Source organism: Burkholderia sp. Bp8963, from assembly GCF_003854275.1.
Classification (GTDB): domain Bacteria; phylum Pseudomonadota; class Gammaproteobacteria; order Burkholderiales; family Burkholderiaceae; genus Burkholderia.
This window is the reverse complement of sequence record NZ_QTQP01000066.1, coordinates 12,434-33,434: the sequence shown is the minus strand read 5'-3', so window position 1 is coordinate 33,434 and position 21,001 is coordinate 12,434. Positions and strand designations below refer to the sequence as shown.

Genomic DNA, 21,001 nt, shown 5'->3' with positions numbered 1-21,001 from the left:
AGCCGCCTTGTGCACGCATGCTGGTCTCGAGCGCAGCGCGGCCCCGGCTTGCAGCGCCCGACGACGTCGCGTCGCCTGAGTTGACCTCATTTAACCGCTGCAAACCGTCTGCCGCCCAGACTCCTAGGCCCCGTCACCGCGCCGCCAGCGCGAGCCGCGCCACCTCCGCGAAATAGCGCGCGCCGATCGGCAGGATGTCGTCGTTGAAGTCGTACGTCGCGTTGTGCAGCGGCACGCTGCCCTTTTCCCGCGCGTCGCCGTTGCCGATGAAGATGAAATTGCCGGGCACGACCTGCAGGAATGCGCCGAAGTCTTCCGAGATCATCATCGGCTGCACGTTCGCGTCGACGTGGTGCGCGCCCATGATGTTCGTCGCCGCCGCGACCGCGACATCGACGTACTCCGGCGAGTTCACGGTCGGCGCGAACTCGTGCGTGTACGCGAAATCGCATTCGACGCCGTGCATCCGGCAGATCCCTTCACTCACGTCGCGCATGCGCGTCTCGAGCAGTTGCTGCACGTCGGGCGAGTAGCTCCGCGTGTCGCCCTTGATCGTCACATTGGACGGGATCACGTTGCGCAGCCCGTCGGTGAGGATCTCCGTGCAGGAAATCACGGCCGGCAGGCCCGGATCGAGATTGCGCGAGATGATCGTCTGCAGGCCGAGCACGATCTGCGCGGCGATCACGATCGGGTCGACACCCATGTGCGGACGCGCGGCATGCGTGCCGCGCGCCTTGATATGGATCACGAAGTTGTCCTCGCTCGCCATGATGCCGCCTGGCCGCGTCGAGAACGAGCCGGCCGGCATGCCCGGCATGTTGTGCGCGCCGAAGATCGCGTCCACCGGAAAGCGCTCGAACAGGCCGTCCTTGATCATCGCCTTCGCGCCGCGGCCGTGCTCCTCCGCGGGCTGGAAGATGAACCGCACCGTGCCGTCGAAATCGCGCTGCTCCGACAGCAGCCGCGCGGCGCCGAGCACCATCGCCATGTGACCGTCGTGCCCGCACGCGTGCATCTTCCCGTGCGTGCACGATGCATACGCGCGATCCGGCGCGTTCTCGACGATGTTCAGCGCGTCCATGTCGGCGCGCAGGCCGATCGTCCACGGCCCGTCGCCACAGGTCAGGCTCGCGACGACGCCCGTGCCGCCGATGCCGCGATGGACCTCGAGGCCGAAGCCCGCGAGCACGCTCGCGACGTAATCCGACGTGGCCACCTCCTCGAATCCGGTCTCCGGGTTGCGGTGAAAGTGATGGCGCCAGTGCTTCAGCTTCGATTGCAGCGTGTTTTCCATGCTCGACATGTCCTTGTAAGGCCGGCGTTGCCGGCGGCCCCCGGCGCCTGCGCACGCATCGGAGCGATCCGCACGCAAGCTGATTGACCGGGTGTCTTCCATCAAAATAATATTTCAGGCAGCCTTGAATATCGGCGCAATCTTGCGGCCGTTATTGCAAGAAAATTTCATCCCGACACGCATTTCCCGCCCCATGACGACCACGCTCGACAATTTCGACCTGAAGCTGCTGACGGAAATCCAGCGCGACGCGCACACGCCGCAAAGCGAGCTGGCTGCGCGCGTCAACCTGTCGCCTGCCGCGGTCAACCGCCGGCTGCGGCGCCTCGCGGACGACGGCGTCATCGATCGCTATACGGCGATCCTCGCGCCCGAGAAGGTCGGCTATCCGCTGACGATCGTCAGCACGATCGAAGTCGAAAGCGAGCAGATCGATCTGCTCGACGCGATGAAACGCACGTTCGAAGCGTGCCCGCAGATCCAGCAGTGCTACTACGTCGCCGGCGAGTGGGACTTCGTGCTGATCTTCTCGGTCCGGCACATGGAGGAGTACACCGACCTGACGCGCCAGCTCTTCTTCGCGAACAACAACGTGAAGCGCTTCAAGACGCTCGTCTGCATGAGCCGCGTCAAGGCCGGACTGGACATTCCCGTCGCTCCGGCGGCGTGACGTGACCGCGGTCGCCGCCGCAGCCGCTTTCGTCATTGTTCTGATGAGGTGGGTGTCGTCATCGTGCTTGCCGCATCGTGACGACGCTGCTGCATCGCTCAGGCGATCGCGCGCTCGCGCCACGCCGCCTGGCGTGCAAGCACGGCTTCCGCGGTTTCGCCGACCAGTTCGCGATAGGTGGCCGGCGCGGTCGCGCCTTCGGTGTTGATCAGCAGCACGCGGGACGTGCGGTCGAGGCCGACCTTCGCGGCGAGATCCGGATTCCTCATCAATACCGTGAGACCGGCCAGGCCCGCGACGCCCGATTCGCCGGCGACGATCGGCGTATCGCCTTCACGCCCCGCCGCCAGCACGCGCATCGCGTCCACTGCGTCGTCGTCGCTGATCGTCATGAAATCGTCGACACCCGGCTGCAGGAATCGCCATGCGAGCGGCGACGTCTCGCCGCATGCCAGGCCGGCCATCACGGAGTCGACCGATCCCGTCGCGCGCGACGCCTGGCCGGCCAGCGCGCTCTGATACAGGCAATCGGCCTGCTTCGGCTCGACGACGACGAATCGCGGCCGATTCGCGCCGTGGAACTCCCACAGATAGCTGACGATCCCCGCCGCGAGCCCGCCCACGCCGCCCTGCAGGAACACGTGCGTGAAGGCCGGCCGATCGGGCTGGCTGCCGCTCTGCTCGACGAGTTCCGCCGCAATCGTGCCGTAGCCTTGCATCACGTCGCGCGGAATCTCCTCGTAACCGTCGTACGACGTATCCGACACGACATGCCAGCCGTGCGCGGCGGCGAGCGTCGCGGCCTCCTCGACCGACTCGTCGTAGTTGCCGGCGATCCGGACGATCTCGGCACCATACGCGGCAATCGCCTGTTCCCGCTCGACGCTCACGTTCGCATGCAGCACGATCACGCAGCGGCAGCCGAGCGTCTGCGCGGCGGCCGCGAGCCCTTTGCCGTGATTGCCGTCCGTCGCGCTGATCACCGTGAAATGCGTCAGCAGCTCGCGATAGCGTCCTTCGAACAGCGCGCGCGGATCGAGATCGTGGCTGGGCCACAAGCGCAGGATCAGGCGCACGAGCGCAATCGGCGCGCCCAGCGCCTTGAAGCTGCCCAACACCGAGCGGGCCGACTCGTCCTTCACGCAGAGGCTGCCGATACCGAGGCCAGCCGCCAGGCCGGGCAATGCATGCAGCGGTGTCGCGTCCGGCACGATCTTGTCCCAGCACGAAAGCCACGCGCGGCTTTCCTGTGCGTGCTCGATATTCAGGATGCCTTTCAGTTCTTCGGGGTACGGGATGCGCGTTGCGCGCGGATTGGCTGCCAGCATGGCTGTGAGACTCCAACAATGAGGTAAGGGGATGGTTCGAAACCGCGCTCGATGCTCGACGCTCAACGCTCAACACGCGGCGAGCCGCGCGAGCACGACGTCCAGCAGCACGTTCGCGCCGTCGACGAGCTGCTCGTCGTCCGTGTGTTCGCGCGGGTTGTGGCTGATGCCGCCGCGGCTCGGCACGAAAATCATCGCGGCCGGCGCGATGCGCGCGATCACGTTGATCACGTTCGGCTCGATGCGCAGCATGCCGATCGTCGCGAGCGTCGTGCCGGTCGCAACCGCGAGTTCGCGCATCCATTCGACGACGAGGTCGCGCCCCGCGCGAGCAGTCGCGCCCCATCCAGTTGCAGTGAAGGGGATGACGGTGCGGGGGTTTTCATCGGGTGTCTCCATGGTCACAACGCGTATCCGGCAAGGGTGCGGGATCTGATCGAGACAAAATGTTATTTCAGGGGGTGCGATATTTCGACGCGAAATCGCGGAGCGAATCGGAAGATTCTTGCGTTCTTCGCGGGCTTTTCTGAACTCGGTCTCGGCGCCCGATCCTGGTCCGCCCGAAGCGACGACGTACGCATGCGTCGCGCGCTATCCCGCCGTTGTTGCATCGCCGCCCATCGGCATTCCGGCGAGTTGAATCGCGACTGATAAGTAAAACCGATTGCCCCGGTCGGAAATCCGACTTGGACGCCGCGCGCCGCGGCGAGCACAATCTCGGCCATCGCAATCGAATAAAACCCTGATCCTTCATACCTGAGTTTTCGTGGCGCCCGCTGTAACCCGATGTGCGTGGCCATGCTCTTGAATAAAAAGGAAAAGGCGCGCACTCGTGCTTGAAATGCCTGCAAGAACCGCATGTTGCGTGTGGGACCGTTTTGCCACACGACCTATCCCCCTCCGCTGCGGCGTATGCCGCAAGCCGGCGAAGCGCGGCACGAACCGCAGCACGAAGCGCGGTGCGCCGCCTCCGACGCCACGACGCGATCACCGCAACACCGCCACTGCCCGACCCTCGAAAGGAATCTGACGTGTCGCAAGCCTCCGTCGTGCCGCTTCGGTCGCGCGATCGATTAGCCATTGATCCAAGAAAGCTGCTTTTCTCGATCAGCACTTTTATCGCGGCCGCACTGGTGCTGCTGATCTCGTTCACGGTCAGCTTCCCGCGCCCGTGGTGGGCGCTGCTGACCGTGTACGTGACCGCGCAGCCGATGGCCGGCGCGTTTCGTCCGAAAGTGATCTATCGCCTCGCGGGCATTGCCGCGGGTGCGGCGGTGACGATTGTCGTCGCGCCGAACCTGCAGAATTCGCCGGTGCTGCTGGTGCTGTGCCTCGCGCTCTGGATCGGGTTCTGCATCTACCTCGCGGTGCTCGACCGCACGCCGCGCGCATTCCTGTTCCAGATGGCGGCGTTCAGTTCCGCGGTCATCTGTTTTCCTTATCTCGACGACCCGACGAACATCTTCATCACCGCGATCTCCCGCGTCGAGGAAATGACGGTCGCGATCCTCTGCGTGACGATCACGCACATGGTCCTGAAGCCCGCCAACATCCGGCCGGTGATCCACGAGCGCGCGCTGTCCTTTCTCGACGATGCGTGCCGCTGGACCGCCGAAGCGTTCGGCACGCATCACACGCGCCTCGAGCACGAACATCGCCGCAAGCTCGCGGCCGACGTCACCGAGCTCGGCATGATCGCAACCAACCTGCCGTTCGACCAGCGCTTCGCACTCGCGACGCGCGACACGGTAACGGCGCTGCAGCATCGCCTTGCAGCGTTGCTGTCGATCGCGTCGGCCGCCGCCAACCGGCTCGACCAGCTGCGCTCGCTGAATTCGGTCGACGCGGAAACGTCGGCATTGATCGATTCGCTGATCGGCGACCTGAACGCGTCGCAGGAAGTCGGCGAAGCGCTCGACGACGACCTTGCCTCCCGCTGCCGCGCACTCGCGGCGAAACGCCTGCAAGAGCCGACCTGGACGTCGCTGCTCGCCGCGAGCCTGTTCGACCGCACGGCCGATTTCATCGACACGCTGCACGCCGCACGCGGCCTCGTGCGCACCTTCGCCGAAAGCGACGCCGAACTTGGGCACCACCTGCAGGCCTTCAACGGCGCCCGCCGTTTCCGGCTCGCGCGGGATCACGGCCTCGCGCTGCTCGCCGGCGCCGCGACGACGACCGCGATCATCCTCTATTGCGCGGTGTGGATCCTGCTCGCGTGGCCGAACGGCTCGGCCACCGCCGCGTTCGCTGCGCTCGTCACCTGCTCGTTCGCGGCACAAGACGATCCCGCGCCGGCGATCAGCCGATACCTGGTCGCGACGCTCACGACTTTCCCGCTGGCCGCGCTGTACCTGTTCGTGATCCTGCCGCGCGTCGACGGCGCCGGGATGCTGATCCTGACGCTTGCACCGGCCTTCGTCTGGATGGGCTACATCCAGGCCGATCCGGCGCGCACCGCACGCGCGCTTCCGATGTTCTCCTGCTTCATCGTCGCTATGGGCTTTCTCGATCGTTTCCAGGCCGATTTCGCGCTGTTCCTCAATACCGGGCTCGCGCAGGTCGGCGGCATCGTCACGACGCTCGTCGTGACCAAACTCTTCCGCTCCGCGAGCACGCGCTGGACCGCCTACCGGATCGTCCGCCAGAACTGGGCCGATCTCGCGCAGATGGCCGATCCGCATCGGCCGCTCGATGCGCCCACGTGGACCGCGCGCGCGGTCGACCGTCTCGGCCAGGTCGCGGCACGGATGGCCTTCGCGCATCCCGGCGATGCGCTGCACGCGGTCGACGGCCTGAGCGACCTGCGCATCGGCCGCAACATCATCCAGGTGCGGCAGGGGCTCGAGCACGGCGACGCGCACACGCGCGACGCGATCGAGGCGGCGCTCGAGGAAGTGTCGAACCTGTTTCGCGCGAGAGCCGACGCGCACCATCCGATTGCGGCGACAGCGCCGTTGCTGCGCGCGCTGAATCGCGCGATCGGCGCCGCCGCGCGCAATACGACCGGCCGCGACGACGCGACGCTGCTCGCGCTCGTCGGTATGCGCTGCAACCTGTTCCCGCATGTGCAACTGGTCGAAGGAGCGACACGATGATCGAGGAGATCCACATTTTCGGCATCTACATGCCGTCCGCGCTGGTCTGGGCCGCCATCGCGCTGCTCATCACGTTCCTGCTGCGCAGCACGCTGCTGCGCCTGCCGCTGCACGTGCTCCTCTGGCAACCCGCGCTGCTCGAGCTGGCGACGTTCTTCCTGCTCTGGTGGGGCATCGCCCATCTTGCAGACGCCTATTTCCCACACAGGATCCTCTCCTGACATGAAGCGAACCATTCCCCTGCTGCGCACCGCGCTGACGGCCGCGATCCTCGTCGCCATTCTCGGCGCGATCTACGGACTGTGGATCCGCTACCAGATCGAGCCGCTCACGCGCGACGGCAAGGTGCGCGCCGACGTCGTGCCGATCGCCCCGGACGTCAGCGGCCTCGTCACCGACGTGCGCGTGCACGACAACCAGAAAGTCACGAAGGGGCAGGTGCTGCTGGTGATCGACCCGTCGCGCTACCGGATCGCGCTCGAACAGGCCGACGCGAATCTCGCGAGCCAGCAGGCCGAACTCGACGAAGCGATTCGCGAGGACCGCCGCAACCGCGCGATGCCGGACGTGGTGCCAGCAGAATCGACCGACCAGGGGACGACCCGCGTCGAGAAGCTGCGCGCGGCCGTCGCGCAGGCTCGCTCCGCGCGCGAGCTCGCCGCGCTGAATCTCGAACGCACGCTCGTGCGCGCGCCGGTGGACGGCACCGTGACCAACGTCGGCCTGCTGCCCGGCGTGTACCTGAACGCCGGCAAGGGCGCGATGGCGCTCGTGAACGACGCATCGCTGCGCGTCGAAGGCTATTTCGAGGAAACCAAGATGCCGGCCATTCATGTCGGCGATCCCGCGAGCATCTACCTGATGGGCGTCGCGAGCGAAATCCGCGGCCATGTGCAAAGCATCGCCGGTGGCGTCGAAGACCGCGAGCGCGCCGGCAGCGACGCGCAGCTCGCCAACGTGAATCCCGCGTTCACGTGGGTGCGCCTCGCGCAGCGCATCCCGGTGCGCGTCGTCATCGATTCGATTCCGCCGGGCGTGCGGCTCGTGCCGGGGCAGACCGCGTCGGTCGAGATTCACGCGCGCGCCGGCGACGTCACGGTGCGCAGGAGCCTGCCATGGTGAGGCTGCGCAAGACCGTCGCCGCCGCGCTCTGCGTCGCGCTCGCCGCGTGCGCGGAGGTCGGGCCGGACTACCGGGTCCCGCCGGCCGCGCTCGTCAATGCGCCGGCTGCCAACGGCGCGTTCATCGCCGGCGCAGCGGTGTCGACGAACGATCCGCTGCCCGCTCAATGGTGGCGGCTCTTCAACGATCCGGTTCTCGACGGGCTCGTCGAAAAGGCGCTCGCCAGCAACGTCGATCTCCGCGCCGCGCAGGCGAATCTCGAGCGCAGCGACGCGCTGCTCGCGGCCACGCGCACGGCGCGCGAGCCGAGCGTCGCCGCAGACGCATCGACGAACTACACGCAGCAGTCCGCAGCATCGGTGCTGTCGCACGTCGAACCGCCACGGCACGAGATCTACAACATCGGCCTCACGATGAGCTACGACCTCGACCTGTTCGGCGGGATCCGGCGCGGCATCGAGGCAGCGTCCGCCGACAACGAGGCCGTCGTCGCAGCCCGCGATCTCGTGCGCGTCAACGTCGCCGCGGAAGTCACGCGCGCGTATTCGGACCTGTGCAACGCCGGTAACCAGCTCGATGTCGTGCAGCGCTCGATTACGGTGCAGCAGCGGCGCCTCGCGCTCACCCGCCAGTTGATCGCGCACGGCCGCACGCCGCCGTTCGAACAGCGCCGCGAGGAAGGCGGGATCGAGAGCAGCCGCGCGCAGCTCGCGCCGCTGCAGGCGCGCCGGCTGAACGCGGCGTTCCGCCTCGCGACGCTGACCGGACAACCGCCAGAAAACTACGACCGCACACTGCTCGCGTGCCACGCACCGCTCGCGCTGGCCCAGCCGATTCCGACCGGCGACGGGCGTGCACTACTGAAGCGGCGGCCCGACGTGCGTGCGGCCGAGCGCCGGCTCGCCGCGGCGACGGCGCGGATCGGCGTCGAAACGGCCGCGCTCTACCCGGACATCAAGCTTGGCGCGAGCATCGGCTCGGCCGGCGGGGCTGCGGCCTTCTTCACGCCGCTGACGAACCGCTTCGCGGTCGGCCCGATGGTCACGTGGGATCTGCATCGCAGCACGATTCGCGACCGCATCGCGGCCGCGCAGGCGGACAGCCGCGCGAGCCTCGCCCATTTCGACGCGACGGTGCTCACCGCGCTGCGCGAAACCGAAACCTCGCTCGATACCTATGCGGGCGCGCTCGACCGGCTGCAACGCCTCGAAGCATCGCGCGACGCGGCGCGCGCGGTGCTGGACCAGACCGACGCGCTCTGGCGCGGCGGCAAGATCGGCGGGCTCGTCGCGCTCGACGCCGAGCGCACCTGGCTTGCCGCCGAGACCGCCGTCGCGGCCGCCCGCCACGATGTGAACGACGATCAGATCGCGACGTTCCTGGCGCTCGGAGGCGGCTGGCAATGATGGAATCCGACTTCGTCATCGCGCGGCCGGCGCATAATGGCGCTCTGCCAGACCCACGCGATCAGCGACTCATCCCGCGCAACATGAAGTTCACGCAACGCAGCCCCCTTCTTCGCAACATCAGCTACCTGCTCGCGATCGACGAGCACCGCAATTTCACGCGGGCCGCCGAGGCGCTTCGCGTGTCGCAGTCGGCACTGTCGCAGAAAGTCCGCCAACTGGAGGAGGAGCTCGGCGCCCAGCTGTTCGACCGCAGCGGACGCGTAGTCCAGCTCACCGATTTCGGCAGCGTCTACCTCGAATACGTGCGCCGCGCGCACAACGACCTGCTCACCGCACAACGCGCGCTACACGACGTGCACGATCTGTCGCGCGGGCAGCTCCGGGTCGGCTTTACGCCGACTTTCACCGAATATCTCGTCGCGCCGGTGATCGAGCAGTTCCACGAGCGCTATCCGGGTATCGTGATCGAGATGACCGAAATGTCACTCGATGCGGTGGAAACCGCGCTCGGCGACGACCAGGTCGATCTCGCTTTCGGGTTCGTCGACGTGCGCTCCGATGAAATCGAAGCCGAGGCGCTGTTCCCGGAGCGGTTGATGCTCGTGGTCGGCCGCACGCATCCGCTCACCGCGCAGCGCGACCCCGTCACACCGAACCAGCTCGCCGAGACACCGCTCGCGCTGCTGACGACGAGTTTCGTGTCGCGCTTCTATATCGACAGCTATTTCCAGTCGTACGACATGCAGCCCAAGGTCGCGCTGCAGGCGAATTCGATCAGTGCGGTGCTGAAGATCGTGAGCCGCGGCAAGATCGCGACGATCCTGCCCGGCACCATCGAGTTCGAGCACCGCGACTTGCAGTATGTGCCGCTCGATCCGCCGTTCCCCGTGCGGACCGTCGCACTGCTGCGCCGCAAGGGTGCGTATCGCACCGTCGCGTCGACGGCGTTTGCCGAGACCGTGCGCGAAATGCTCGAGCAAGGCAGCCTGTCGTCGCTGCGCACGCTGACGACGCGCGGCGGGTCGTGACGTTCGGGTTCGTTGTCGGGCGGTGAACGATCCATTATCGACCATTCAAATTCGGATTCCGAATCTGATTGATCACGGCCCCGCGTGATCGATCTGTCGACCGGACCGACGCAGAACGGAAACGTCAATTCGTTTCACAAAATCTTCATCGAATTATCGATTTGCCTTATTGGGAAGATCGGAAATTCGCCTTGGACACGATTGCGGATTTCCTTCATCCTTTGAACATCGATTCCCGGTGAATCGGTCACGCCGAATCCTGGCGTTGAAGGCTCCAGCGCCTGTGTCGCACGTCCTGAAAAAATACGAAATCGTTTAATCGGAATCCTAAATGGCAAAGCATCTCATCATAAGCACCGCAATCGCATTCATTGCATTTTCCGGCGTCATCGCAAGCGCATCCGCACAACAACAGGCACCTTCCGTCATCCACCAGGAATCGGCACTGACGGCTGGCGGCGGCTCGCGTGCCGCCGACGCCGCTTCCGGTCCGGCCTATACGGCACAACTCCCTGCGCGCTCGAACGAGGCCGGCAATGGCGGTCGCGCCACCGCCGCGACGAAAGCGGTCGTCCCGGCCATCAACGCACCGGCCGGTCACGACGCCCCCCCTGAATCGCAATGTGTCGGTCCGGCGAGCTTCTGCAATCCCTACTTCGGCAGCTGATGCCGGTCGTGACGTCTCGCGGTTCCTCGACGTGAACGGCCTTTCAACGCCCCCTCCTTCCAAGAGCCATCGTGAACCATCTGTTCAGTGCGATGCGGGTCTTTCTCAAGGTTGCAGACACGCATCATTTTTCCCATGCGGCCAATCAGCTGAATCTGTCGCCGTCGCTGGTGACGCGCTATGTCGGCGATCTCGAGTCGCATCTGGGTGTCAAGCTGCTGCAGCGCTCGACGCGCAAGACCGTCCTGACCGAAATCGGCGTCCGCTATGCGGAGGGGTGCCGCGCGCTGCTGCTCGATCTCGCCGAGATCGAATCGCGCGCGACGCAGCAATCGAGCAAGATTGCCGGCGACCTGAACGTCGTCGTGCTCGACAGCCTGATGTCGCCGGAACTTGCGGGCCTGTTCGCCGAGTACCAGTCGCGCCACCCGGATGTGTCGCTGCACGTCACGCTGACCGAGTCGGAAGTCGACCTGCTCGGCGGCGGATTCGACGTCGGCATCGTCGCGGACACGATGATCACGTCGATCTCCCTTGTGTCGCGCACGCTCGTCCATGCGCCGCTCGTCGCCGTCGCATCGCCCGCCTATCTGCTGAAAGCGCCGGCGCCGCGGCGGCCGGTCGAGCTCGTCGACCATCGAGTCGTCAGCCTTGCCGCCAGTGCGAGGACCTATCGATGGGCCGACTCGAACGGCACGATCGACAACGTCCAGATCGACGCGCCGATCACGGTGAACAGCGCGCTGATGCAGCGGCAACTCGTGCTGGCGGGCTGCGGCGTCGCGCTGCTGCCTGAGTACGTGGTTGCAAACGACCTGCGAATCGGCACGCTGACCCGCCTGCTCGGCGACTATCGCATCGTGAACGATGGCGTCGCGGTGTCGCTCGTGTACCCGGGCCGCGAGTTCCTGCCCGGCAAGGTCCGCGCTTTCGTCGACCTGGCCGCCGCCCGCTTCAGGCTGCCGTTGATCTCCGCGCCACGCACGTTCGGTGCGAGCATCGCTCGCGTAGCGGAAGCGGACGCGTGACGCTTCGAATGACTGACGGATGCCAATGTCGTACTTTCTGGAAAAGTGCTCACCATGAATCGGGATTTATTCAGTATCGCTGATTGCTTAGACTTGACTCATCGGCTCAGGAAATCCCGCTCATACCGAGTCGCAACGAACACTCTTGAGGGAATCATGAAATCCATCTTCGTCACCATCGCCACCGTCTCCGCTGCCGCTGCCGTTCTGCTTGCCACGCCGGCCGTCTCGTTCGCGCAGTCGTCGAAATCGACCGTCACGCGCGCGCAAGTGCGCCAGGAACTGCTCGACCTCGAATCCGTCGGCTACAACACGTCGTCGGGCGACGGCGGCAACTATCCGGAAGACATCCTCGCCGCGCAGGATCGCCTCGCCGCCAAGCGTCTTGCCGATTCCCAACGCGCCGCAGCTGCGTATGGTTCGGCCGGCGCGCCCGGTACGCATTCGGGTGCACCCGCGGTTGCCGCAGTGAAGCCGTAATGCCAGCGTACCGTTACGCGCAACGCACGTAGCTGCCGCTGCGTGCGTGTCACGAGGCACCCATGCGAGCAAGCTACGTCGATACGGAAACGAACATGCAGGCGTTCGATGCGCGATCGACGTCGACGCATCGACGTATCGCCCTGCGGTCAGCGGCCCTTAGCGCACCAGAAACACCCCGCTTCAAGTCTCCGCCCCGCCGTCTCTCCCCACCACGAACCACGTGCGGAACTCGCCGAGGCCTTTCGCGGCAATCATCCCGCGCTCCTCGAACACGAACGGGTCGCCCAACCTTGCGCGCGTCGCCTCCGTCACCTGCACGCGCCCGGCCACGCCCTGCGATTCCATCCGGCTCGCGAGATTCACGGCCATCCCCCACAGGTCGTAGATGAACTTGCGCTTGCCGATCACGCCGGCCACGACCTCGCCGCTGTTGATGCCGATCCGCAACTGCAGCTTGCAGTGCCGCAGCGCGTTGAAGCGCGCCAGCGCGTCGATCATGTCGAGCGCCATGTGCGCGGCCCGCATTGCGTGGTCCTCGGCCGGGACGGGCAGGCCCGCGGCCGCCATGTACGCGTCGCCGATCGTCTTGATCTTCTCGAGGCCGCGGTGGTCGGCAATGATGTCGAAGCCGGTGAAGATCTCGTTGAGCATCTCGACGAGCTGTTCGGGGCGCATGCCGGCCGAGAAGCCGGTGAAATCGACGATATCCGCGAACAGCACCGACACCTCCGGGAAGCGGTCCGCAATCACTTCCGGGAAACTCCCGGCGATGTCGTCGAGGTGCGCCTTCAGCCGCTCGGCGATCGGGAAGGGCAGCATGTTGAGCAGCAGCCGCTCCGACACCTTCTGCTCGGCGACGACCTTCGCATACAGGCTCTGCAATTCGTCGCTCTGGCGGCGGATCAGCGCGTGGCTCGCCTCCACTTCGCGCACCTTCTGCTCGAGCGCGTGACCGTAGCTGCGCAGCTCCCGATGCAGCAGGCGCACCTCCAGCATGTTGCGAACCCGCATCAGCACTTCGGCCAGATCGAACGGCTTGCTGATGAAATCCTTCGCACCGGCCTGCAGCGCGCGCAGTTTATGCGCCGGCTGCGCGGTGATCACGATGACCGGGAGATAGCTGTCCGCCTCGAGCGCCTTCAGGTTCTCCATCACCTGAAAGCCGTCGATGCCGGGCATCTGGAGATCGAGCAGGATCAGGTCGTAGCGGTTCAGGCGGTGAAGCTCGTACACCGCGGACGCATCCGTCGTCGATGCGACACGCGTGTAGCCGGCCCGCTGCAGCAACTGCTCGAGCAGCAGCACATTGGCTTCGAGATCGTCGACGACCAGGATGCTCGCGTCGAGGATCGCGCTGGAATCGATCATGTTTCGCCACCCGGTTGCCGGATTCGCGCTAGTGTTTTGCCTCCGCGCCCGCGATCGCTTCGGCAAGCGCATCCATGAACGCGTCGATCCTGATCGGCTTCGTCAGATAGCGAAAGAAGCCCGCCTTCAGGCCCTTCTCGATGTCGCGCGGCATCGCGTTCGCACTGAGCGCGACGACGGGAATACCCGACGTCGCGGGGTTCCTGCGCAGGATGTCCAGCGCTTCGATGCCGCTGATGTCGGGCAGGTTGATATCCATCACGATCACCTGCGGCAACGCGCTGAGCGCGAGTTCGACACCGCTTTGCCCCGTCGCGGCGCTGAGCATGCGCAGGTCCGCGCGCCTTGCGACCAGCTGCTCGACCAGTTTCAGGTTGGCCGGGTTGTCCTCGACATAGAGCACGGTATGCACGGGCGCTTCGACAGCATCGTGTTGCGTGACGCCCTCGCCTGGTGTGTCGGATTGTGCACCGCCCGGCGCCGCCACCTCCGGAGGCGGCGCCGAATCGAGCTCGATCCGGAACACGCTCCCCTTCCCGACGGTGCTCTCGACGCCGATCGCGCCGCCCATCAGTTCCGTCAGCCGCTTCGCAACCACGAGGCCGATGCCCGTGCCCTCTTCGGCGCCGGCTTCCTGCCCGAGGCGGTTGAACGGCTGGAACAGCTGGTTCAACTGGCCCGGCGACAGGCCCGCACCGGTATCGCGGACGCTGACGCGAACCCGCTTCGCGACGGACGTGTCGTATTCGACGTCGACCGTGCCCGACGCCCGGTTGTACTTGATGGCGTTCGACAGCAGATTGATCAGCACCTGCTTGATGCGGGTCCGGTCGGCGCGGACATGGCAAAGCGGATCGACGCGCGGGAAGTTCACGCGAATCCCGCGCTGCTCCGCCTGCGGCCCGATCATCGCCGCGCACTCCTGAAGGATGTCGCGCAGCGATACGGGCTCGGGCGACATCGATACGTGCCCGGATTCGATCTTCGCGAGATCGAGCACTTCGTTGATCAACGCGAGCAGGTGCCACCCCGCGTGCAGGATCTGATCAAGGCTCGCCTGCTGCGACGGCGTCGGCGGCGGCGTCTCGGACGCCAGCAGTTGCGCAAAGCCGAGGATCGCATTGAGCGGGCTGCGCAGTTCGTGGCTCATCCCGGATAGAAACTCGGACTTCGCGCGATTCGCGCGCTCCGCCGCGGCCTGCGCCTGCTTCTGGTCCTCGATGTCGGTCTCGGTGCCGAACCACTTGATGATCTTGCCGGTGCGATCCCGGTACGGCAGCCCACGGCAGAGGAACCAGCGATACGCGCCATCGGACGCGCTCCTCAAGCGATATTCGATTTCAAACTCGTCGCCGCTCTCGATCGAGTGCGCCCAGCCTTCGACCGCGCGCTGCCGATCGTCCGGATGAAGAAAGAGGTCCCAGTTCTGCGCGCGGGCCTGCTCGAGCGTGAGTCCGCCAAACTCGAGCCCGCGGCGGTTCACGTAGTCGAGCGAGCCGTCCGGCCCGGCCGTCCACATGATATGGGGGATCGCATCCGCGAGCGACCTGAAGCCCCACTCCCCCTCGATCGCTTCGACATTGCGACGAGACAATCGCGCAGACGGACGGGCATGACGCATTCGCATGATCTTTTCCCCGGAACGGGCACGGACGCATCTTCAGTTTAGTCATACGCGAACCGATCGGGAGGGTGCCGGCGAAGAATGCGGCGCCCGGCGCCGCCGCCGGGATTCGACACTTTTTTGGCAACGCGCAGGCTGGCCCGGCGGCCCGGACGTCATGCGCGCGTTCGCCCGCCCCGGCATCAGTCGGCCATATCGCGCATCAGCTGCATCAGCTGCTCGCGCAACCACTGATTGGCCTGGTCGCGCTCGGCGCTGCGATGCCAGAAGCAGCAGTATTCGAGATCGGGCACCTCGAACGGCAGTTCGAGAATGCGCGCCGGATAGCGCCTGAGCAGCCTGAGCGGCGCCGTCAGCGCGAGATCGCCGCGCATCGCGATCAGCGGCGCGACCATGTAGTGCTGGACGCGCATCTGAATGTTGCGGCGATGCCCGAGGCGCGCCAGTTCCGTGTCGACGTGGCCGCTGCCCTTGCGCCGGCTCGACACGTGGATGTGTCCCATCGCGAGATAGTCGTTCATCGACAGCACATCGCCTTTGAACGGATGATCGTGACGGATCATGCACGCATAGCGATCGCGAACCGCCGGCGCCTGCTGCAGCGACGAATCGACGAGCGGCGGCGCATCGATCGCGATGTCGACGGAACCGTTCGCGAGCGCCGTCGACACCTCGCCACGATCCATGTAATAGCTACGCACGTGCATGCCCGGTGCACGCTGTTGCAGCAGCTCGCCGAGCGCCGGCAGCACCAGCGCCTCGGTCAGGTCGCTCATGCTCAGCCGGAACACGCGCGTGGACGACGCGGGTTCGAACACGTCGCCTTCGTGCGCGCTGGAGTCGAGCAGCTGCAGCGCCTCGCGCACGCGGCCGATGATGTTCTCCGCCATCGGCGTCGGCACCATCCCGGCCGGCGTGCTGACGAACAGCGGATCGTTCAGGGTCTTGCGCAGGCGCGCCAGCGCGTTGCTGACGGCCGGCTGCGTGATGCTCAGCACCTCGGCCGCGCGCGTCAGGTTGCGCTTGACGTAGATCGCCTCGAATACGACGAACAGATTCAGGTCCAGCTTCGATAAACGCATCGCGTCGCCTCCTCGCCGGCATCTTAAGGCGAGCGCCGCGCTTGCGTCTACGCCGGGCCGCCGGCCCGGCGAGCGCTCCACGGCGCTACGCGCCACGCGTGACCGGCATGTCGGCTACATCGGCAAGCCGATGCAGGTGCTTCCCGAGCTCGAGCTTGGCGATCGCCGCGCGGTGCACTTCGTCCGGGCCGTCGGCGAAGCGCAGCGTGCGCTGGAGCGCGTACGCGTACGCCAGCGGAAAATCGCCCGACACGCCGGCGGCGCCGTGTGCCTGGATCGCCCAGTCGATGATCTGGCATGCGATGTTCGGCGCCACCACCTTGATCATCGCGATCTCGGCCTTCGCAATCTTGTTGCCGACGGTGTCCATCATGTACGCGGCCTTCAGCGTCAGCAGGCGCGCCTGTTCGATCATGCAGCGCGCTTCGGCGATGCGCTCGTGCCATACGCTTTGCTGCGCGAGCGGCTTGCCGAACGCGACGCGCGAGCTCAGGCGCTTGCACATCAGTTCCAGCGCGCGCTCGGCGATGCCGATGCTGCGCATGCAGTGGTGGATGCGGCCCGGCCCGAGGCGGCCTTGCGCGATCTCGAAGCCGCGGCCTTCGCCCAGCAGGATGTTCGACGCGGGCACGCGCACGTCCTTCAGCTCGATTTCCATGTGGCCGTGCGGCGCATCGTCGTAGCCGAACACCGGCAGGTGGCGCAGCACGGTGATGCCCGGCGTGTCGGCCGGCACCACGATCATCGACTGCTGCTCGTGGCGGCCTGCGTCCGGATCGGTCTTGCCCATCACGATATAGACGGCGCAGCGCGGGTCGCCGGCGCCCGACGACCACCATTTGCGGCCGTTGATCACGTACTCGTCGCCCTGGCGCTCGATCCGGCATTCGATGTTGGTCGCGTCCGACGACGCCACGTCCGGTTCGGTCATCAGGAACGCCGAGCGAATCTCGCCGCGCAGCAGCGGCTCGAGCCAGCGGTCCTTCAGCGCCTCGGACGCATAGCGCTCGAGCGTCTCCATGTTGCCGGTGTCCGGCGCGGAGCAGTTGAACACTTCCGCGGCCCAGGGCACGCGGCCCATGATTTCGCAGAGCGACGCGTATTCCAGATTCGACAGGCCTTCCGGCGCGCGCGACGAGCGCGGCAGGAACAGGTTCCACAGGCCCGCTTCGCGCGCCAGCGGCTTCAGTTCCTCGATCACCTTGGTCGGCACCCACGCGTTGCCCGCGCGGCGGTTCGCCGCCACCTCTTCCTCGTACCGATGCTCGTTCGGGTAGATGTGCCGATCGAAGAACGCCAGCAGGCGCGCTTGCATTTCCTTGACTTTGGGCGTGTATTCGAAGTTCATGTTCGTGTTCCTAAATGAGGACGCAACAGCGGTTCTCAGAGGGCCGACACGCCGCCGTCGACGGCAACGGCCTGGCCGGTCATATACGCGTTTTCCTTCGCGCACAGCATCAGCATCGTCGCGACCACTTCCTCCGGCCGGCCGAGGCGCTTCATCGGCGAACCCTGCGCGAGAAAGTCCTGCCGCCCGGCGATGTCGCTGTCGGTCACCATCGGCGTCGCGCTGTAGAACGGGCAGATCGCGTTCACGCGAATGCCGCGCCGCGCATATTCGACGGCCGCCGTCTTCGTGAGCCCGACGACCGCGTGCTTCGCGGCCGCATAGGCGGCCAGCTTCGGCGCGCCGCCGAGGCCGGCCATCGACGCGACGTTCAGGATCACGCCGCTGCCCTGCGCGAGCATCTGGCGGATCTGGTGCTTCATCCCGAAGAACACGCCCTTCGCATTGACCGCGAAGCTCAGGTCGAGGTCGGCTTCCTCGGTGTCGATCAGCGCCTTCATCGGCGGCGCGATGCCCGCGTTGTTGACGCCGACGTCGAGCCGGTCGAAATTCGCGACGGCCGCGCTCACGAGCGACGCGACGTCGGCCTCCCGGCTCACGTCGCAGCGCAGCGCGATCACGTTGGCGCCGGCTGCGCGCAACCGCGCGGCGACGCGCTCGAGCCCGTCGGCATTCAGATCGCCGAGCACGAGCCGCGCGCGCATTGCCGCGAGTTCGCTCGCCAGCAGTGCGCCGAACCCGCTCGCCGCGCCGGTGATCATCACGACCTGGCCTGCGTAGCTGTCGATGTTCATCGCGGGCTCAGATCGTCAGGCCGCCGTCGACGACGATGCACTCGCCGTTCGTATAGCTCGATGCATCCGACACGAGATACAGCACCGTGCCGGCCATTTCGCGCGGCTCGGCGTGGCGGCGCAGCGGGATCTTCGCCTTCCAGGTTTCGTAGATCGACTCGTCCGCGAACAGCGCGCCCGCGAACTTGGTCTTCGTGAGGCCCGGCAGCAGCGCGTTCACGCGAATGCCGAGCGGCCCGCATTCCTTCGCGAACGCGCGCGTCATGTTGACGACCGCGGCCTTCGTGATCGAATAGATGCCCTGCCGGTCGCCCGGCTGCAGCGCATTCACCGATGCGGTGTTGACGATCACGCCGCCGCCCTGCGTGCGCATCAGCTTGCCCGCTTCGACCGACATGAAGAAATAGCCGCGGATGTTCACTTCGACGGTCTTGTCGTACGCCGCGAGATCGGTGTCGAGGATGTGGCCGAAGTACGGATTCGCGGCCGCGTTGTTCACGAGGATGTCGAGGCGCCCGTGCTTCGCGCGGATCTGCTCGAACGCGGCGGCGATGTCCTCCATCCGGCCCACGTGGCACGCGAGCGCCTCGGCCTTGCCGCCCGCCGCGACGATCTCGTCGGCCACCGCGCGGCAGTCGTCGATCTTGCGGCTCGACACGATCACGTGCGCGCCCTGCTCCGCGAGCAGCTTCGCGATTTCCTCGCCAATGCCGCGGCTCGCGCCGGTCACGAGTGCAATCTTCCCGGTCAGGTCGAACAGATTCGTTGCCATGTCGTTTCGCTCCTCCATATGTAGGTGTGTGCGGCGCGTGCCGCGTGTACTGCTTCCGGTTGCTCAGCGATGCGCTTCGATCACGCGCACGGCCTCTTCGGCGAGGCGGCCGGCCATTTCACCGACGCGCAGCGCCGCCGCGCTCGACGCATTGCCCTGCAGCGCGCGCGCCTTCACGCCCTGCGCAATCGCGGCGAGCCGGAAGAAGCTGAACGCGAGATAGAAATGCCAGTCGCGGATCGGTTCGATCCCGCGCAGCTCGCAGTAGCGCGCGACGATCTGCGCTTCGTCCGGCACGCCGAGCGCGCCGCGATCCTGGCCCGCGAGCCCCGGGATATGGCCGTCGGCCGGCAGCCGCAGGCACATGCAGAAATACGCGAGATCGGCGAGCGGATTGCCGAGCGTCGACAGCTCCCAGTCGAGCACCGCCTTCACGCGATAGCTGTCGCGCTCGAACATCAGGTTGTCGAGCCGGAAGTCGCCGTGCACGAGCGCCGGCCGCCCTTCGTCGGCCGGGCACGCGCCCGGCAGCCAGCCGATCAGCGTTTCCATCGCGTCGAGCCGCCCGGTTTCCGCCGCGCGGTACTGCTTCGTCCACACGCCGATCTGCCGCTCGAAATAGTTGCCGGGCCGGCCGTAGTCGGCGAGACCGACCGCATCGACGTCGACATCATGCAGCGCGGCCATCGTCTGCAGCACCGCGTCGAAGCAGACTGCGCGGTCCGCCTGCGGCAACTCCGGCAGCGCGGGATTCCAGAAGATCCGGCCGTCCTCGAAGCTCATCACGTAGAACATGCTGCCGATCACGTCGCGGTCTTCGCACAGGTGATACGGATGCGCGACCGGCACGGCGGTGCCCGACAACGCGGCGAGGACCCGGAACTCGCGGTCGACCGCGTGCGCGGATTTCAGCAGCTCGCCCGGCGGCTGCCGCCGCAGCACGTAGCGGCCGCTCTTCGCGTGCAGCAGGAAGGTCGGGTTCGACTGGCCGCCGGCAAACTTCTCCGCGTCGACCGACCCTTCGAAACCGGGCACGTGGTCTTCCAGATAGCGCGTCAGCCTGTCGACATCAAGTTGCTGGGGTGTGTTCGTCATCGTTCCGGTCGTTCCGTGTCCTGGGTTGCGTGTCGTGAATCAGCCGTAGGTCCTGAATGCATGCCGTTCCGGATCCTCGAGGTGCGGGATGCCGTTGAACGACGCGAGATGGAACGCATCGGCGTTGAAGAAGTACTGCGAGATGCTGCTGTTGCGGATCTGCAGGTTCAGCGCGATCGCGCTCGATGCGGGCGCCCCGAGCGCCTGCTGCAGGGTGACGGCGATCGGGCCGCCCGAGCTCACCGCGAGCACGCGCTGCGCGCCGCCTTGCCGGATCGCCGCGCGCGCGTCCGCAACGCGCTGCTGGAACTGCGCCCAGGTCTCGGGCACGGCGCCGCCCAGCCGGTCTTCCGACCAGAGTTGCAGCACCTGCCTGAGCGCGCGGAAGTGCTCCTTCATCGTGCCGGCCGCGAGCCGCGCGATCTCCGGATACGCGTCGGCCGCCGCCGCGAACAGCCCTTCGAAGTCGTATTCGTTCAGGCCCGGATGCCGGTCGTAGCTGACGCCTTCCCGGCCCATCCCGCGCAGGATCGCGTCGACCGTCCGCGCATGCCGGTTCAGCGTGCCGCAGATCACGCGGTCGAACGTGAGATCCTGTCGCGCGAAGTATTCGCCGAGCCAGACGCTCTGCTGTTCGCCGGGCGCGGAGAGCCGGTCGTAGTTCTCCGTGCCGAACGACGCCTGTCCGTGCCGTACCAGATAGAGTTCAGCCATCGCATGTTCACCAGGTCAGATTGGCCCAGCTTAGCGAGCGCGCGCTCATTTTTGAAATTTATTTTCTGAATCGT

At 66.3% G+C, this 21,001-nt stretch carries 19 protein-coding genes and 1 pseudogene; 9 read left to right on the top strand and 11 right to left on the bottom strand.

The annotated features are described in order from the left end of the window. Nucleotides 1-133 precede the first annotated feature (133 nt). Nucleotides 134-1,297 (bottom strand): M20 aminoacylase family protein, encoded by a 1,164-nt coding sequence (locus tag DID96_RS33305; protein ID WP_124603449.1) that lies wholly within the window; start codon nt 1,295-1,297, stop codon nt 134-136. 193 nt (nt 1,298-1,490) lie between these two features. Here DID96_RS33305 and DID96_RS33300 point away from each other — a divergent pair, with 193 nt between their 5' ends. Next, nucleotides 1,491-1,967: an Lrp/AsnC family transcriptional regulator gene (locus tag DID96_RS33300; RefSeq protein WP_124603448.1), complete on the top strand. Its 477-nt coding sequence runs from the start codon at nt 1,491-1,493 to the stop codon at nt 1,965-1,967. A 98-nt stretch (nt 1,968-2,065) separates the two neighbouring features. Here the strand turns inward: DID96_RS33300 and DID96_RS33295 are convergent, their stop codons facing one another. Next, nucleotides 2,066-3,295, bottom strand: coding sequence for a diaminopropionate ammonia-lyase (locus DID96_RS33295; protein WP_124603447.1), 1,230 nt, complete (start codon nt 3,293-3,295; stop codon nt 2,066-2,068). 69 nt (nt 3,296-3,364) lie between these two features. Then, nucleotides 3,365-3,643, bottom strand: a pseudogene (locus DID96_RS33290) (M20/M25/M40 family metallo-hydrolase); the annotation flags it as partial. 683 nt (nt 3,644-4,326) lie between these two features. On the opposite strand from DID96_RS33290, the gene DID96_RS33285 reads away from it, so the two are divergent. The 8 genes from DID96_RS33285 (at nt 4,327) to DID96_RS33250 (ending at nt 12,127) form a co-directional block, all read left to right on the top strand. Beyond that, entirely contained in the window at nt 4,327-6,393 is a 2,067-nt protein-coding gene (locus DID96_RS33285) for an FUSC family protein (RefSeq protein WP_124603446.1), read from the top strand. Further along, a complete protein-coding gene (locus tag DID96_RS33280) occupies nt 6,390-6,614 on the top strand; it encodes a DUF1656 domain-containing protein (RefSeq protein WP_124603445.1) in 225 nt (74 codons plus the stop codon). Before DID96_RS33285 ends, DID96_RS33280 begins: the two co-directional genes overlap by 4 nt. A gap of 1 nt (nt 6,615) precedes the next feature. Beyond that, nucleotides 6,616-7,515 (top strand): efflux RND transporter periplasmic adaptor subunit, encoded by a 900-nt coding sequence (locus DID96_RS33275; RefSeq protein WP_124603444.1) that lies wholly within the window; start codon nt 6,616-6,618, stop codon nt 7,513-7,515. Beyond that, complete coding sequence (locus tag DID96_RS33270) at nt 7,509-8,921, top strand: efflux transporter outer membrane subunit (protein ID WP_124603443.1); 1,413 nt, start codon at nt 7,509-7,511, stop codon at nt 8,919-8,921. Before DID96_RS33275 ends, DID96_RS33270 begins: the two co-directional genes overlap by 7 nt. 83 nt (nt 8,922-9,004) lie before the next feature. Then, nucleotides 9,005-9,952, top strand: a complete 948-nt coding sequence (gene cynR / locus DID96_RS33265; RefSeq protein WP_185732446.1) for a transcriptional regulator CynR — start codon at nt 9,005-9,007, stop codon at nt 9,950-9,952. 331 nt (nt 9,953-10,283) lie between these two features. Then, entirely contained in the window at nt 10,284-10,619 is a 336-nt protein-coding gene (locus tag DID96_RS33260) for a hypothetical protein (RefSeq protein ID WP_124603441.1), read from the top strand. 71 nt (nt 10,620-10,690) lie between these two features. Next, the gene (locus DID96_RS33255) at nt 10,691-11,647 is read left to right on the top strand and encodes a LysR family transcriptional regulator (protein WP_260464103.1); all 957 of its coding nucleotides are present in this window, start codon (nt 10,691-10,693) and stop codon (nt 11,645-11,647) included. Nucleotides 11,648-11,803: 156 nt separating this feature from the next. After that, complete coding sequence (locus DID96_RS33250; protein ID WP_124603440.1) at nt 11,804-12,127, top strand: DUF4148 domain-containing protein; 324 nt, start codon at nt 11,804-11,806, stop codon at nt 12,125-12,127. Nucleotides 12,128-12,310: 183 nt separating this feature from the next. On the opposite strand, the gene DID96_RS33245 is transcribed toward DID96_RS33250, so the two are convergent. The 8 genes from DID96_RS33245 to DID96_RS33210 all read right to left on the bottom strand — a co-directional run bounded on the left by DID96_RS33245 (nt 12,311) and on the right by DID96_RS33210 (nt 20,927). Further along, nucleotides 12,311-13,498, bottom strand: a complete 1,188-nt coding sequence (locus DID96_RS33245; RefSeq protein ID WP_124603439.1) for an adenylate/guanylate cyclase domain-containing protein — start codon at nt 13,496-13,498, stop codon at nt 12,311-12,313. Nucleotides 13,499-13,526: 28 nt separating this feature from the next. After that, nucleotides 13,527-15,119 carry a PAS domain-containing hybrid sensor histidine kinase/response regulator gene (locus tag DID96_RS33240; protein ID WP_124603451.1) on the bottom strand — a complete coding sequence of 531 codons (1,593 nt, stop codon included), beginning with the start codon at nt 15,117-15,119 and terminating at the stop codon, nt 13,527-13,529. A gap of 185 nt (nt 15,120-15,304) precedes the next feature. Then, nucleotides 15,305-16,204, bottom strand: coding sequence for a LysR family transcriptional regulator (locus tag DID96_RS33235; protein ID WP_124603438.1), 900 nt, complete (start codon nt 16,202-16,204; stop codon nt 15,305-15,307). Between the two features lie 85 nt (nt 16,205-16,289). Continuing rightward, the gene (locus DID96_RS33230) at nt 16,290-17,552 is read right to left on the bottom strand and encodes an acyl-CoA dehydrogenase family protein (protein WP_124603437.1); all 1,263 of its coding nucleotides are present in this window, start codon (nt 17,550-17,552) and stop codon (nt 16,290-16,292) included. A 35-nt stretch (nt 17,553-17,587) separates the two neighbouring features. Beyond that, nucleotides 17,588-18,346 carry an SDR family NAD(P)-dependent oxidoreductase gene (locus DID96_RS33225; protein WP_124603436.1) on the bottom strand — a complete coding sequence of 253 codons (759 nt, stop codon included), beginning with the start codon at nt 18,344-18,346 and terminating at the stop codon, nt 17,588-17,590. Between the two features lie 7 nt (nt 18,347-18,353). After that, on the bottom strand, nt 18,354-19,118 hold the full coding sequence (locus DID96_RS33220) for an SDR family oxidoreductase (RefSeq protein WP_124603435.1): 765 nt from the start codon (nt 19,116-19,118) through the stop codon (nt 18,354-18,356). A gap of 63 nt (nt 19,119-19,181) precedes the next feature. Next, nucleotides 19,182-20,213, bottom strand: coding sequence for a phosphotransferase (locus DID96_RS33215; RefSeq protein ID WP_124603434.1), 1,032 nt, complete (start codon nt 20,211-20,213; stop codon nt 19,182-19,184). A 39-nt stretch (nt 20,214-20,252) separates the two neighbouring features. Further along, on the bottom strand, nt 20,253-20,927 hold the full coding sequence (locus tag DID96_RS33210) for a histidine phosphatase family protein (protein WP_124603433.1): 675 nt from the start codon (nt 20,925-20,927) through the stop codon (nt 20,253-20,255). Nucleotides 20,928-21,001: the final 74 nt, after the last annotated feature.

Bases quoted from the DNA above. Each gene is read 5' to 3' on its own strand.
- DID96_RS33305 (WP_124603449.1), bottom strand. From the start codon at position 1,297: ATGGAAAACACGCTGCAATCGAAGCTGAAGCACTGGCGCCATCACTTT.
- DID96_RS33300 (WP_124603448.1), top strand. From the start codon at position 1,491: ATGACGACCACGCTCGACAATTTCGACCTGAAGCTGCTGACGGAAATC.
- DID96_RS33295 (WP_124603447.1), bottom strand. From the start codon at position 3,295: ATGCTGGCAGCCAATCCGCGCGCAACGCGCATCCCGTACCCCGAAGAA.
- DID96_RS33280 (WP_124603445.1), top strand. From the start codon at position 6,390: ATGATCGAGGAGATCCACATTTTCGGCATCTACATGCCGTCCGCGCTG.
- DID96_RS33275 (WP_124603444.1), top strand. From the start codon at position 6,616: ATGAAGCGAACCATTCCCCTGCTGCGCACCGCGCTGACGGCCGCGATC.
- DID96_RS33270 (WP_124603443.1), top strand. From the start codon at position 7,509: ATGGTGAGGCTGCGCAAGACCGTCGCCGCCGCGCTCTGCGTCGCGCTC.
- cynR (WP_185732446.1), top strand. From the start codon at position 9,005: ATGAAGTTCACGCAACGCAGCCCCCTTCTTCGCAACATCAGCTACCTG.
- DID96_RS33260 (WP_124603441.1), top strand. From the start codon at position 10,284: ATGGCAAAGCATCTCATCATAAGCACCGCAATCGCATTCATTGCATTT.
- DID96_RS33250 (WP_124603440.1), top strand. From the start codon at position 11,804: ATGAAATCCATCTTCGTCACCATCGCCACCGTCTCCGCTGCCGCTGCC.
- DID96_RS33245 (WP_124603439.1), bottom strand. From the start codon at position 13,498: ATGATCGATTCCAGCGCGATCCTCGACGCGAGCATCCTGGTCGTCGAC.
- DID96_RS33240 (WP_124603451.1), bottom strand. From the start codon at position 15,119: ATGCGTCATGCCCGTCCGTCTGCGCGATTGTCTCGTCGCAATGTCGAA.
- DID96_RS33235 (WP_124603438.1), bottom strand. From the start codon at position 16,204: ATGCGTTTATCGAAGCTGGACCTGAATCTGTTCGTCGTATTCGAGGCG.
- DID96_RS33230 (WP_124603437.1), bottom strand. From the start codon at position 17,552: ATGAACTTCGAATACACGCCCAAAGTCAAGGAAATGCAAGCGCGCCTG.
- DID96_RS33225 (WP_124603436.1), bottom strand. From the start codon at position 18,346: ATGAACATCGACAGCTACGCAGGCCAGGTCGTGATGATCACCGGCGCG.
- DID96_RS33220 (WP_124603435.1), bottom strand. From the start codon at position 19,118: ATGGCAACGAATCTGTTCGACCTGACCGGGAAGATTGCACTCGTGACC.
- DID96_RS33215 (WP_124603434.1), bottom strand. From the start codon at position 20,213: ATGACGAACACACCCCAGCAACTTGATGTCGACAGGCTGACGCGCTAT.
- DID96_RS33210 (WP_124603433.1), bottom strand. From the start codon at position 20,927: ATGGCTGAACTCTATCTGGTACGGCACGGACAGGCGTCGTTCGGCACG.